The organism is Paenibacillus sp. HJGM_3 (assembly GCF_045062745.1).
Classification (GTDB): Bacteria; Bacillota; Bacilli; order Paenibacillales; family NBRC-103111; genus Paenibacillus_AA.
In genome coordinates this window covers 1-13,733 of the sequence record NZ_JBJGED010000057.1, presented here as the reverse complement: position 1 = coordinate 13,733, position 13,733 = coordinate 1, and the positions used below count along the sequence as shown (strand labels likewise).

Annotated in this window: 11 protein-coding genes; 4 read left to right on the top strand and 7 right to left on the bottom strand. The window is 59.0% G+C overall.

Features of this window, described 5'->3' with window-relative positions:
* The first annotated feature begins 248 nt into the window (after nucleotides 1-248).
* The gene (locus ACI5FR_RS33720) at nucleotides 249-1,160 is read left to right on the top strand and encodes an ATP-dependent DNA ligase (protein ID WP_405462742.1); all 912 of its coding nucleotides are present in this window, start codon (nucleotides 249-251) and stop codon (nucleotides 1,158-1,160) included.
* Between the two features lie 125 nt (nucleotides 1,161-1,285).
* On the opposite strand, the gene ACI5FR_RS33715 is transcribed toward ACI5FR_RS33720, so the two are convergent.
* From ACI5FR_RS33715 to ACI5FR_RS33700, 4 genes are read right to left on the bottom strand one after another with little or no spacing between them, the layout of a single operon-like run.
* A complete protein-coding gene (locus tag ACI5FR_RS33715; protein WP_405462741.1) occupies nucleotides 1,286-2,449 on the bottom strand; it encodes a YheC/YheD family endospore coat-associated protein in 1,164 nt (387 codons plus the stop codon).
* Nucleotides 2,450-3,817 (bottom strand): YheC/YheD family endospore coat-associated protein, encoded by a 1,368-nt coding sequence (locus ACI5FR_RS33710; RefSeq protein ID WP_405462739.1) that lies wholly within the window; start codon nucleotides 3,815-3,817, stop codon nucleotides 2,450-2,452.
* The gene (locus ACI5FR_RS33705; RefSeq protein ID WP_405462738.1) at nucleotides 3,814-4,938 is read right to left on the bottom strand and encodes a YheC/YheD family endospore coat-associated protein; all 1,125 of its coding nucleotides are present in this window, start codon (nucleotides 4,936-4,938) and stop codon (nucleotides 3,814-3,816) included. The genes ACI5FR_RS33710 and ACI5FR_RS33705 overlap by 4 nt, the downstream gene beginning before the upstream one ends.
* Nucleotides 4,939-4,948: 10 nt before the next feature.
* Nucleotides 4,949-6,313 carry a YheC/YheD family endospore coat-associated protein gene (locus tag ACI5FR_RS33700; protein ID WP_405462737.1) on the bottom strand — a complete coding sequence of 455 codons (1,365 nt, stop codon included), beginning with the start codon at nucleotides 6,311-6,313 and terminating at the stop codon, nucleotides 4,949-4,951.
* 225 nt (nucleotides 6,314-6,538) lie between these two features.
* Here ACI5FR_RS33700 and ACI5FR_RS33695 point away from each other — a divergent pair, with 225 nt between their 5' ends.
* A complete protein-coding gene (locus tag ACI5FR_RS33695; protein ID WP_405462736.1) occupies nucleotides 6,539-6,817 on the top strand; it encodes a hypothetical protein in 279 nt (92 codons plus the stop codon).
* Nucleotides 6,818-6,956: 139 nt separating this feature from the next.
* Here the strand turns inward: ACI5FR_RS33695 and ACI5FR_RS33690 are convergent, their stop codons facing one another.
* A complete protein-coding gene (locus tag ACI5FR_RS33690; protein WP_405462734.1) occupies nucleotides 6,957-7,187 on the bottom strand; it encodes a hypothetical protein in 231 nt (76 codons plus the stop codon).
* Nucleotides 7,188-7,339: 152 nt separating this feature from the next.
* Nucleotides 7,340-7,714 (bottom strand): LytTR family DNA-binding domain-containing protein, encoded by a 375-nt coding sequence (locus ACI5FR_RS33685; protein ID WP_405462733.1) that lies wholly within the window; start codon nucleotides 7,712-7,714, stop codon nucleotides 7,340-7,342.
* A 288-nt stretch (nucleotides 7,715-8,002) separates the two neighbouring features.
* On the opposite strand from ACI5FR_RS33685, the gene ACI5FR_RS33680 reads away from it, so the two are divergent.
* Nucleotides 8,003-9,334, top strand: a complete 1,332-nt coding sequence (locus tag ACI5FR_RS33680; RefSeq protein WP_405462732.1) for a DRTGG domain-containing protein — start codon at nucleotides 8,003-8,005, stop codon at nucleotides 9,332-9,334.
* Between the two features lie 5 nt (nucleotides 9,335-9,339).
* Here ACI5FR_RS33680 and ACI5FR_RS33675 read toward each other — a convergent pair whose 3' ends face one another.
* Complete coding sequence (locus tag ACI5FR_RS33675) at nucleotides 9,340-9,657, bottom strand: YtpI family protein (RefSeq protein WP_405462730.1); 318 nt, start codon at nucleotides 9,655-9,657, stop codon at nucleotides 9,340-9,342.
* Nucleotides 9,658-9,744: 87 nt separating this feature from the next.
* On the opposite strand from ACI5FR_RS33675, the gene ACI5FR_RS33670 reads away from it, so the two are divergent.
* Entirely contained in the window at nucleotides 9,745-13,497 is a 3,753-nt protein-coding gene (locus ACI5FR_RS33670; protein ID WP_405462729.1) for a DNA polymerase III subunit alpha, read from the top strand.
* The last annotated feature ends 236 nt before the right edge of the window (nucleotides 13,498-13,733 follow it).

Here is a 13,733-nt window from a genome sequence, read left to right as displayed (position 1 = left end):
GCCGCCGGAAGGGCTCATCTTCAGCGACATCCCGCTGCTCTTGACCTTGATCTGCGTCGGCATCAGCCTGCTCGTCGCGATCGTCTCCGGTCTGCGCCCGGCCAAGCGGGCGACACAGGTCGACGTGCTGAAGGCGCTGCGCCGCGACGTCTAACAAGTGAGGCCACCCTCCGAAACCGCTCGTTACACGTATCGGCGCCTGGGGATCGGTCTATAGTGGTAGTAGAGATGACTAGGAGGGGAAGCGCATGTTGTTCACGCCCGTATCGCCGATGCTGGCCGCATGGGGGGACGAGCCGTTCGACGAGGAAGCGTACATGTTCGAGCCGAAGTGGGACGGCCACCGCCTGCTCCTGCACAAGCAGGGCGATCGGGTGGCGCTGTTCACCCGCAGCGGACAGCAGGTGACGGACCGTTTCCCGGAAGCGAAGGAAGCGGCCGCGGCGATCCGGGCGCATACCGCTGTTCTCGACGGCGAGGGCGTCGTGATGCGCGAGGGAATTCCGGCCTTCGACGACATGTCGTACCGGCTGCGCATCCGGCTGGAGCACAAGATCAAGAGCGCCGTTCGTACGCACCCGTTCGCCTTCATCGCCTTCGATATGCTCTATGCCGACGACAGCGTGCTGATGGAGGAGCCGCTCATCGACCGGAAGCGGCGGCTGGAGGAGGCGCTGCCCCCCACCCCGCTGATCATGCCGACGCTCTGCATGGAAGGGCGCGGCAGGGCGCTCTATGAGCTGACCCGCTCGCGAAATCTGGAGGGGATCGTGGCGAAGAGGAGCGCGTCCGTCTATCGCCCGGGTCAGGTGAGCGAAGACTGGGTGAAGGTGAAGCATGCGCGAACGATCGATACGATCGTGCTCGGGTACCGAGCCGACCCGTTCGAGCTCGTGCTCGGCTTGAACTTCCGCACCGTCCCGAACAAGCCGGTCGGGATCGTCCAGGCCGAGCCGGACGAGGCGGACCGGCACCGGTTCCTGACGGCCGCAGCACCGCTGCACAGGCAGCACGACGGGCGTACCCAGTGGCTGGAGCCGGGTCTATGCTGCCGGATTCGATACAGGGACCGGACCGATCTGCACCAGCTGCAGCGGACGGAGTTCGTGCAATTCCTGTGGGACAAACGACCGGAAGCTTGCGTTTGGGGAAGCCCATAGAAACGAAGAGAGCCCTCCGCACCGCGGATGAGGCTCTCTTAGTCACTTTGTGGGGTCGATTATCCCGGGGTCCCCGCAAAGTAATAGGAATAAGCGTCGAAGGTCCACTTCACTTTGTGGGGTATTTATAGCATCATACGCGTATTCGTGTCGGTTATTTTGGCGTGCTTCAGCCGGAGCAGATGGATCGAATAATGGATGATGCGCTCCAGCGATTTTTTGCGGATCGGCGGTTCGTCGAACTTCATCGGCTTGGAGTTCGCCTCGAAGAACCAGATGTTGCCGGCGATGTCGACGCCCAGATCCATCGACATCTCTCCCAAGAGATGGCCGGACTTCTTCTCGATTTGCCGGGCGATGGCGAGAGCCGCTTTCTTGGCGCGTCCTAAGATTTTGCGAGCGCCGTCCGTCCCGAAGCTGGAGGCGAGCAGCTTCTCGGGATCGTCGATCGTCCCCCCGCGCGGCACATGCGTCGTGATGCTGAGCTTCCCCGCGAGACGGGCGCCGATTCCGGTCAAGTCCCACTCGCCTTTCGCATTTTTTTGCACGAGCACGCGCAGATCGAACGGTCTGCTCTTGTGCCGGGACAATTTGATGCCCTGCTGGATGATATACTCCTCATCGTCCTCAATCTGCTCCCGAACCTTGTTCCACAGCTGCGTGACGGTCGAGGATTTGATTACTTGGCTGCCCTTCGTCTCCTGCACGCTTAGCAGGAATTCGGGCTTGCGTAATTGCCGCAAGTAAGACCGCTGCACTTTCATGATGCCTTTGCCGGCTTTGCCGCGAATCGGTTTCAAGTAGACGATCGGGTACGTTTTGAGGACGTTCTCGAGCTCCGCGCTGTTCGTCATTTTCATCGTGATCGGAATGTACTTGGCGGTTGTCTTGGCTTTGTTCAACCATTCGAACAGCGTCCATTTGTTGAAAAACATCGGGTTGAACAGCCGGATACTAGGATTCTTCAAGCAAGCCTGGAGCGTCAGCTGGACTTCGGGCAGCGCTTCGTCCTGGCGGGTCGGAATCCGGTTATAGATCACATGCGGAGGAGCGATCCATCGCTGCGACCATGTATTCGTATCCAGATCGTAGACGTGACCGATCATACGCTTGCTTCTGGGCCTCAAATCTTTGACCGTAATGACGCATACCGACACTCCCATCTCATGGCCGGTCCGGATCAGATCGATAAAGTTGCTGCGGTTGCCGCGAAATTGCTCCTCCTCGTCATCCATCGTCAAGATGGCCAAGATAGGGCGTTGCAGCGCTTGCTGTGCGGAGATATCCACTTAAGACTCCCTCCTCGCCCGGAATTTCCCAAGATAGGTCAGGTGCTCGAACAAATACTGGAGGGAGGAATAGCCCTGCGCTTTCAGGGCTGGGTGTTTGTAGATGGACCGCCCCGGCTTGGAATTCGCTTCGAACATCCAGATTCGTTCGTTCTGATCGATGCCGATGTCGAGCCCCAGCTCGCCAAGCGCATGCGCGCTGTTCCGCTCGATCGACGTAGCGAGCTTGATGGCCACCTTCTTGGTATCCTCGAGGATCTCACCCGCCCTGTCGTCGAATACGCGGCTCAGCACGTGCTCGGGCGTCATGATCATCCCGCCGTTCTTCACGTGCGTCGTGACGCTGCCTTTCCCGGCTTTCTTGGCGCCGATGCCGGCCACGACCCACTCGTTGTTCCCGTTCTTGTGCAGATGGAAGCGGAAGTCGATCGGGCAGCCGTCCAGCTCGATCAACCGGATGCCCTGCTGCACGACGTAATTGCGCATGCGGCTGTGAGCGCTGATGAGCCGGAACAGACCGCCGCTTGTTCCGAAGCGGAACAAGACGTTTTTGCCTTCCCGGCGGAAACGGGCGAAAAATCCTCGCTTCGGATGGTAGGTGAGCCGGTAGATGCCGATGCCCAAGCTTCCGTCGGTCGGCTTCAAATAGACGAAGCGGTGCTTTTCCAACATTTCTTTGATTTTATCGGGGGAAGGATTGTGGTACGCCTCTGGAATGTGGATGTTCGCGTCCGGATCCCCTTCGATCAGCTTATACACATCGGATTTGTCGAAGAAGCTCCAATTGAAGATCCCGATCCCGCGGCGGACGAACCGATCCTTCAGCTGATCCATCGACAGCGAGCGGTCCATCTTGCGGTTGCCGAGCCGGTTGTATACCGAGTCCGGCAGCGGCACGGTCTTGCGCACCCAACCGGCCGACGTAGGAAAATACCCGACGACCGTCTCCTCCTGCCAATCGATGTCGCTCGGCTTGAAGGCGAAGAAGAACGATTTGCCGCTCCCGGGCCGAATATATTGCTTGAGCATCCCCGAACGCCCTCCGAACGGGGAGACGATGCTTGGCGTTGACGCATTCGTCAGGATGCCGATGAGCGGGCCGATCCTCACCTCCTTGAGCTCGTTCGCCATTACCATCACATTCCCGCTTCTCGGCACCATTAATTCGTTTTTGATCGGAAGGGGAATGAACAGATGCTTGCCTGGCTTCTTCATGGATCTCAAGGCGACGGATGTTGTTTTGCTGCCCAGCCTCAGTTTGAGGTTGTTCGTATTGGTGAGCTGCAGGGCTTTCATAAGGGCGGTGGACATATGGACTACCCGGTCGAACCGATTCGCAAAATGGATGGAGCAAAACATCAAACTCATGAAATGACCCTCCTAGTGGTGTCCAGAAGATAGCGGGCGTATAAAATGGGATTGCGGACGGATGCCAGTTTGGAAGTGGGGTCGGATAAGCGGTCGAACGCCGAACGGCCCGGTTTCGAATTGGCTTCCAGTATCCAGACAGTTCCGGAGGCGTCAATGCCTAGATCGATGCCAAGCTCTGCTAATCTTCCGTGGTGTTGTTCCAATACTGCCGGAATTTGAATGGCGATGTGCTGCAGCGTACCGAGAATGTGTTCAGCCTGCCGGGCTCCGAACTCTTGGCGCAAGAAAGGATCCAGATCTTCCGCAATGCCGCCGCCATGCAGATTGGACGTGACGCCGCCGCGCTGTCCGCGGCGTACCGCCGTCCCGGTCACCGTCCAGACGCCTTTGCGGTTTTTCTGCACTAGACAGCGGACGTCGAACGGATCTCCATTCCTGGCGTTCAGCTGGAGATAAGGTTGGATCAAGTAAGGCCGGCCTCCCGTGAAGGCCGTCAGCCATTGCCGGAAGCCGCTCTCGGAGGGAAACGACTTGCGGATGATCTCGTTGTCGCGGGTACGGCCGCTTACGCGATAACCGTCTTCCGTGTGCGATACACGCAGAACGCCCTTGCCCTTCGAGCCGGCCTCCGGCTTGAGGAATACCTCCCCCAGCCGGTTCAATTCGGCTTGAAGGGCGTTCCAGCCGACGAGCCGCTTGGTAGGCGGCAAATGTGCGCGCAAGGGCTCGTGACGCATCAGCATTTGATGCACCTGCCATTTCCCTCTCAGCCCGTGGCCCAAGAGCCGAATGTCCGGATGCTGCTCCAGGCGGTGCAGACAGTCCCGGTATCGCTTATAGCTTGCCTTGTCGCCGAAGAAGCACCGGTCATAGATCACTCGGGGCAGCGGAAACGTCCCAGCCCTCCATTCGCCTTCCTCAGGACCGTAGGTGTAGCCGTCGACGCTCGGTTCCGTAAGCCGCAGGCGTTCCGGAAAAAAAACGAACACGACGATGCCGAGCTTGTGCCCGATCCGGCATAAGCGGCTGTAAAAGGATTGACTCGCGAACGGGGGGGTTCCCGGTTTTTCGCTGACCATTATGCCGACGTAACCTTGCTTCTTATGGATGTGTTTCATATGGTGTACCTCAGAAGCCCGTCAAGAAGCGGGCGTAATGAATCGGTGCTTTGACGGATGGCCGGACCGAGCCTTCGATGAGCGGCGTTCCGTCATTTTTGGACGGCTTCGAGTTGGCCTCGAGCAGCCACACTCTCCCGTTCGTATCGACCGCCAAGTCGAGGCCGAGCTCTCCGAAGTGGCCTTTGATCGAGTCGGCGATCCCTCCGGCCAGCTCAACCGCCGCCTTCCGCAGCTGCGAGGAGACGGTCTTCCTCATTCCGGAGCCTAAATTCGATTTCTCGAGCGCCTCCCTTACCTTGCTGAGCGTGCCGCCCCGGGCCAGGTTGGAGACGAAATGATTGTTGCCCGCAATGCGAGCGACGATCGAAGTGACGGCCCATTCCCCGGTGCCGCCCCGCTGCACCAAAGCGCGGAAGTCGACCGGCCGCCCGTCGATCTCGATCAGCTGCAGCCCTTGCTGAATTTGATAATGCCGCTGCTTCAACTTGCCCGAGATCGTGGAGAACAGAGCCGCGAGGCTGGAGAACGATTGCTTGGTCGTGCCCGTCATGCTCGTCAAGTGGCACATGTAGGACCCGCCGCCCGAACGGATGACGCGGATAATGCCTTTTCCCAAGCTCCCGGCTACCGGCTTCAGGTACACAACCGAATATTTGGCCGACATCGACTTGAGCATCAAGAAATTTTTGAACGAGTGCGACTCCGGCAAATACTTGGTCAGGGCCGTATTGTGGCGCAGAGCGTCGAACACCTCGGATTTGTTCAAATACTTTTCGTTGAAAATGAGCGTGCCGTGTTGCGCTTTGACTTCCCGCATAAAATGCTGTACGCTCGGTCGGTTTTCCGCTTTCCGAGAGGTGAGGCGGTTGTAGATGACGTCGGGAACCGGAAAATGCGATTTGCGCCAACGGCCGGAGTACGTCCAGCCCTCCAGCTGCCCGGAACCGGGGTCGATGTTGGATGCGGTGAAGAAGTAGACGAAAGCTCCGAATGATTGGCTCGCTTCCACCAGTTCCCTGCAAAACGTCGTGACCGATCCGAACAGTCGGTCGGATTGGGCTGGGTGGGCGCGTGTCAGTAATACGCCGATCAGCGGCCCTATCGAAAGGGTACGGGTCGCCGTTTTGTACATGAATCCCAGCTGGGAGTTGTGATGCAGACCAAGTTTATGGGCCAATGTTTCGTTCATGCGCAAGCAGTCCAGATTTTGAACCGGAATAACGGTCACCGGCGTTTTCAGAGTACCGAAACGCAGGGTGATGTTGGAGTGGATTTTAAGCTGTTTGACCAGCTTCTCGCTTAGCATAATCGCATGATCACCGATCACGCTGCCGGAGCTCTGCACTTGAATGGATATTTTCGTACCAGCCATGGTAGGTCTCCTTAAGCTCCGTCTCGTAATGGAATTGCCTGGGTTCAAAAATAACTACTTCATCATATGAGGACATATATCCGGAGGTGACTTGGCCTATGAGCTTAGGCTTGCACGAGAATGCCGGAGCTGGGCGGGGTTTCCAAACGGCGGATGAGGGGGAACGAGCATAACCGGATGTTCCGGCGCATAGGATGAACCAACATGTACAAGTTGGAGGGAACTATGAGAACCTGGAAAAATGTCATTTACTTAAGCTTGGCGTTGGGTATGTTGATCTACGCCGTTCCGAGGCTTCCGATTGGCGAAGGCTGGACAATCCCTTCGGTGTTCGGTATCGTATGGATCGGACTCTCGCTCCTGGTCGTAGCAGCGCACTTGCACCGGATCATCGGCGTCGACGAGGAGCGCGAGGCGGAGCTGAGGCAGGTGCGAAGGGTGGCACGGCAGCGGCGGCAGCAATGGCTGGAGCGTCAGCTGGGTGCGGGGCAGGGACGGAAGTAGGATCGAGGATTTGGTTAGAGCTGGGCCTCTGGATCACGTGTGCCAGAGGTTATTCGGCGTGCAGGGCGGATACAACAAAAAACCGCCGCGCGTTGGCGCCGGCGGTGCATCATCGTTAATGGAATAGGATAATTGCAGGCTAGTTGCTCGCTACGGCGGCGACTTCGGACTTGGCCATCGACGGCCAGGCATAATCGGTCGAAGCTCCTTTGGCTGCGAATGCGTTGCATGTTCCGGTCCCTGCGGCGGATTTGCCGTGATCCCGGCCATTCAGGTAGCAGAGGCCGTTCAGCATATCGCCGCTGACCTCATAATGCTTGCAATTGTAGCAGCTGAACTTTAGCTGGGGCGAGATACACCGATAGCTCATCTGCAAGAAACCTCCCAGTGCATGTGCTTGCAAGGCGATAAAAAAAGCCTTGTTCCTAGAACTATTTCCAGAATAAAGGACTTTGGGGGGATTGTATACAGAAGTTGGCTCGCATGAATTCTTGTTTACAAATTCTGTAGGCTGTGGTAGGATTATAGATTTCTAGTTCCACTAGCAGTATTTCTTACCAGACGCATATGTTCGGCCATCAAGGCCCGGTTCGCATAGGAAACCGTCGTGCTCTTGGCGCGATTTCCCTGCTCGTCGTTGAAATACACCTTCGACGTTTTCTCGTCGAAATCAGTCACTTTGTTCAAATTCACCAGGTTGATCCGGTCCAGCTTCTGGAACCCGAGCTGCCCCATCCGCTTCGCCAGCTCCGACAATGTGTCCAGCAAATAAAATTTTTCCTTCGCCGTGTGGAAGACGACCGTTCGCTCCTCTACTTCCATATAGAGCACCTCTTCCACATCCAATAAGATCAAATCCAAATCATGCACGGGATCACGGGTTACAGGAAACTTCATCCAATTCACTCCAGATAACTTGTATGACAGGGATATGTGCGACATGAGCTTTGAGGGATGGAAATTACTGAGAGTCATTCCAGTAGCTATTCAAAACAATCGTACTACAACGCGTACCAAATGAAAAGCCGTCTTGCCCTGAAGAATCAAAGAAAGTGTAAATTCCGGGTCCAGGGAAAAGGATGAAGAGAACATTTGTGCTTAGTTCGGCAACTTACTATAATGAATGTAGAACATATGCATTGTGTGTCGAGTCCGGTTGAATTGAATCTACCAGAGGTGGAACATATGAGTGAGACGCTTCACGAAGCGGTCACCAAGCATGAGCAACTGATCCAGTATATTGCCGGGCTGAAGCTGGGCACGAAGATCTCGGTACGCAAAATCGCGAAGGAGATGGATGTCAGCGAAGGCACCGCCTACCGCGCGATCAAGGAAGCGGAGAACCAAGGGTACGTCAGTACGAGGGAGCGGATCGGTACGATCCGTGTCGAACGCAAGATCCGGAACAATATCGACAAGCTCACATACGCCGAAGTCGTCAATATCGTGGACGGCCAAGTGCTGGGCGGGGCGCAGGGGCTCGACAAGTCGCTCAACAAGTTCGTCATCGGCGCGATGGAGGTCGAAGCGATGGCCCGCTATATCGAGGCGGGCAACCTGCTGATCGTCGGCAACCGTTACCAGGTCCACCGGTACGCCCTGGAGCATGAAGCGGCGGTGCTCATAACAGGGGGGTTCGACACGAGCGAGGAGATCAAGCGGCTCGCCGACGAGCTGCAGCTGCCGATCATCTCCTCCAGCTACGATACGTTCACGGTGGCCTCGCTCATTAACCGCGCCATCTACGACCGGCTGATCAAGAAGAAGATTACGTTAGTGGAAGATATTATCGAAACGACCGGACCGCCGCGAGCGCTGAAGAGCAGCAGCACCGTGAAGGACTGGGAGAGCCTGCTGGAGGAAACCGGACACAGCCGGTTCGCCGTCGTGGACGAGTGGAACCGGGTCATCGGGATGGTCGCCTCCAAGGATTTCATCGGCGTGCCGAAGGAGCAGACGCTCGATAAGGTGATGACGCGCAATCCGATTACGGTCAACCCGCACACATCCGTCACTTCCGCGGCCCACATGATGGTGTGGGAAGGGATCGAGCTGCTGCCCGTCGTGGACAACAAGGGCAAGCTGATCGCCGTGATCAACCGGCAGGACGTGCTCAAAGCGCTTCAATATATTCAGAAGCAGCCCCAGATCGGCGAGACGTTCGAGGATCTGATCCTGATGGGCTTCGAGGAGCACAAGGACGAATCCGGCCAGCTCACGTACCGCGGGGTTATCACGCCGCAGATGACGAGCCATCTCGGCACGGTGTCCGAGGGTGTCCTGACCACCTTGATGACTCAATGCGCGTACAGGGCGCTCAAGGCTCAGAAGAAGAGCGACTACGTGCTGGAGAACTTCTCCGCTTATTTCCTACGGCCGCTGCAGCTGGAGAGCCGGATCGAGGTGCGGCCCAAGCTCATCGAGCTCAGCCGCAAATTCGGCAAAGCGGATGTCGAGATTTATCATAACGGCTCGCTCATCTGCAAGTCGATGATGGCCGCCCAGGTGATCGATTAGAGCTATTACTTTGTGGGGCTGTCGGGCTCGGTCATCCGGTCGTAAAAGCCGTGGTTGCGGATGCCGGCGAACAGGTTGAACAGGCCGATCAACATAATGACGGCACCGATGACGACGCGAAGTGTGGAGCCGCTGAACAGCAGCATCTGTACGAGTGCGATGGCGAGCAGCATGACGCCCATCGAGATGTTCATCTTGGCCGCGAACAAGCCTCGTAATTTGGGAGACGTCTGGCTTCTATATTTATAGCTGTAATACACCGCACCTAACAGGGTGAGCACGATCACGGCGAGGAGTACCGTTTGCGCGATTTGCTCGAACATGGTAGACCGCCTCCTTTTTGGACTGTTACTACTGTATCTATTTTTAGAAGGAAAAGCAATCGTATGGGTCGGAGAGGGGAGAACGGGATGAGCGGATTCGTCCATCTGCATGTACATAGCGAATACAGCCTGCTGGACGGCGCGGCACGCATCGAGGATCTGGCGGCCCAAGCGGCGAAGCGGGGGATGAAGGCGCTGGCGCTGACCGATCACGGCGTCATGTACGGCGCCATCCCGTTCTATCGGGCGTGTCTCGCCCACGGGATCAAGCCGATTATCGGCTGTGAGGTCTACATGACGCCGGGGTCCCGGCTGAACAAGGTTTCCCGGCAAGACAACCCGACGTACCATCTCATCCTGCTGGCCAAAAACGAGACGGGCTACCGCAACCTGATGCGGATCACGTCGGGCGCGCATCTGGAAGGCTTCTATTACAAGCCCCGCACCGATATGGAGCAGTTGGCCCGATATTCGGAAGGGCTCGTCTGCCTGAGCTCCTGTCTCGGGAGCGAGATTTCCCAGCATTTGCTGCACGATCGGAAGGAAGAGGCCAGAGCGGCGGCGGAGCGGTATCGCGCGATCTTCGGGGACGACTACTACTTGGAGCTTCAGGACCACGGGCTGATCGAGCAAAAGAAAGTGCTGCAGGCGATGCAGGAGCTGAGCCGGGAAACGGGGATCCCGCTGATCGTCACGAACGATGTCCATTATATCGATCCGGCGGATCAGGCGGTGCAGGACGTGCTCATCTGCATCGGCACGGGCAAGACGCTGGAGGATGCGGGACGGCTGAAGTTCCACACGGACCAACTGTATCTGAAGAGCCCGGAGGAGATGGCCAAGCTGTTCTCCTATGTGCCGGAGGCGCTGGAGAATACGGTGCGCGTGGCCGACAAGTGCGAGCTGCAGCTGGAGTTCGGACGGTCGATTCTGCCGCAGTACGAGCCGATCCCGCCCCAATTCGGAGGACAGGCCGCCGCCTATTTGGAGTCGCTGTGTTTGGAAGGATTAACGGCGCGGTATGCGGACAAGCCCGAATGGAAAGCCCCGGGAGACGCGGGGGCCGCCTATCGCCGTTCGCTCGAGGAGAGGCTCAGGTACGAGCTAGGCGTCATCGGGAATATGGGATTTTCCGATTATTTTCTGATCGTGTGGGATTTCATCCGGTACGCGCATGAGCACGGCATCGTCACCGGCCCCGGGAGAGGCTCGTCCGCGGGCAGCCTCGTCGCCTATGTGCTGCGGATTACCGACGTGGACCCGATCAAGTACGGCCTGCTGTTCGAGCGGTTCCTGAACCCGGAGCGGGTGACGATGCCCGATATCGATATCGATTTCAGCGACGAGCGGCGCGACGAAGTGATCGAATATGTGGTACGCAAGTACGGGCATGAGCATGTGGCGCAGATCATTACGTTCGGTACGATGGCTGCGAAGGCGGCGGTGCGCGATGTGGGGCGCGTCATGAACTTGCCCTATGGAGACGTCGATCGCGTGGCGAAGCTGCTGCCGTCTTACCTGGGGGTTACGATCGAGGAAGCGCTTCGGACGACGCCGGAGCTGAAGGAGCTGTGCGAGAAGCAGAGCAGCGCGGCGGAATTGATCGAAATGGCGAAGAAGGTCGAGGGCATGCCCCGACACGCTTCGACGCACGCCGCGGGCGTCGTCATTTCCCGCGAGCCGCTGACGAATTACGTCCCGCTGCAGGAAGGCACGGAGAAGGTCGCGCTCACGCAGTACTCCATGGAGCACCTGGAAGCGATCGGGCTGCTCAAGATGGACTTCCTCGGGCTGCGCTACTTGTCCATCATCGAGCGTACGCTGAGCTGGATTGAGCAGCGCCACGGGATTCGGCTGAACTTCAGCCGCATTCGGGACGACGATCCCGCGACCTACGAGATGCTGAGCCGCGGCGATACGACCGGCATCTTCCAGCTGGAGTCGTCGGGTATGCGGCGGGTGCTGAAGGAGCTGCGTCCGAGTGAGTTCGAGGACATCATCTCCGTCAACGCGCTGTTCCGTCCGGGTCCGATGGAGTTCATCCCGAAGTACATCCAGGGCAAGCACGGGCTCGCGAAGGTGGAATATCCGCATGAGTCGCTTAAGCCGATTCTCGGGGACACGTACGGCATCATCGTGTATCAGGAGCAAATTATGCAGATCGCGTCCCGTATGGCCGGCTTCAGTCTCGGGGAGGCAGACTTGCTCCGGCGCGCGGTGAGCAAGAAGAAGCGCGAGGTGCTCGACGAGCAGCGCGCCAAGTTCGTGCAGGGCAGCGAGCGCGTAGGGTATACGCAGGACGAGTCGAACCGGGTGTACGATATGATCGTCCGGTTCGCCGATTACGGCTTCCCGCGGGCGCATGCGACCGCCTATGGCGTCCTGGCGTTCCAGACCGCGTATCTCAAGGCGCACTATCCGGTGGAATTCATGGCCTCGCTGATGGCGTCGGTCATGGGCAATCACCGGAAGGTGGCGGAGTATGCGGATGAATGCCGCCGTATGGGCATTCCGGTACTGGCGCCGGACGTGAACGAGAGCGGCATTCAGTTCACGCCGGTCGGCCGGACGGGCTCGGCGGACAATCCGCCGGCCATCCGGTTCGGGCTGGCCGCGATCAAGAACGTCGGCGTGCAGGCGATGGAGTCGATCATGAAGGAGCGGAAGGAGAAGCCTTACGAGAACCTGCTCGACTTCTGCCGCCGCATCGACCTGCGCACGTGCAACAAGCGCGTGCTCGAGTCGCTCATCCAGGCCGGCGCGATGGATTCGCTGCCCGGGCACCGGGCCCAGCTGATCGCGATCCTGGATGAGACGGTGGAGGCGGCGCAGAAGTGGAAGAAGGAGCGCGAGGATCTGCAGCTTCACCTCTTCGGGTTCACCGAGGACGTGAACTGGACGCTCGAATATCCGGACGTCCGTCCGTTCGCACCGATGCAGCAGCTGGATTTCGAGCGGGAGCTGCTCGGCCTGTACTTGACCGGCCATCCGCTCGACACGTACGAGGAGCGGCTCGCCGAGCTCGATCCGGATCAGCTGCACGAGCTGGCGGAGTACCCGGACCACGCCGAGGTGTGGGTGCCGGCGATGGTCGTCTCGAGCAAGCCGATCATGACCCGCAAGGGGAAGACGATGGGCTTCCTCGAGCTCGAGAACCGGATCGCCCGCGTCGAGGCGGTGCTGTTCCCCGAGGCGTGGGGCAAGTATTCGCCGTTCCTGAACAAGGGCGCGGCCTTGTTCGTGAAGGCGAAGCTGCAGCACCAGGACGAGGACGTCAAGCTGCTCGTCGACGCGCTGTACCCGCTCGACGCGCCCGACTTGGCGCGCGTCGTCGGCGCGCAGCGCCGGGCGGCCGCGGCCCGCGGCCCCGGCGCCGGCACGCCCGCGCCCGCGCGCGGTGCCGGCGCGTCGGCGCCGCCGGCCGCGGGCGGCGCGAGCCGCAGCGCCGGGCGCGCCGCCGCGCCGCCACGGCCCGCGGCAGCGCCTGCGCGCGGCGAGCCGCCAGGCGCGCGAGGCGCGGCTCGCGCGGACGCGCCTCGCGCGCGAGCGGGCTCGCCGCCCGTGGGGGCGGCGTCCGCGGGCGCGGGCGCGGGCCGGGCCGCCGGCGCGAAGGCGCAGCGGCTGTACGTCAAGATCGCGGCCGGCCACGAGACGGGCGCGGAGCTCACGCAGCTGCAGGGACTGCTGCAGGAGCACGGCGGCTTCATGCCGGTCGTGCTGTTCTACGAGCGGGAGCAGAAGCTGCTCGCACTCGGCGATCAGTACCGGGTGAAGCCGTCTCCGCCGCTCATCCACGCGATCGAGGCGATCATGGGCGAAGGGACCGCCAAAGTCAAATAAGGCATGCTGTCCTGTGGGCAGCATGCCTTTGCTTTGGACGGGCGTATGTTGTTGTAAAGCAAAGTTAACAAATAACCAAGCCAAGTTTACAAGTTTGCTGTGAAATCGCCATTTCGGGCCTATTTGTAAACCTAAGTTCGGCTAATAGTAAGGTCGACTGTTACTACTTAGGTGGCGCAAGATTAAAAGCGGAAATGCCCTCGATAGGCTAGCTGAAGGGAAGCAATAATCGGTCG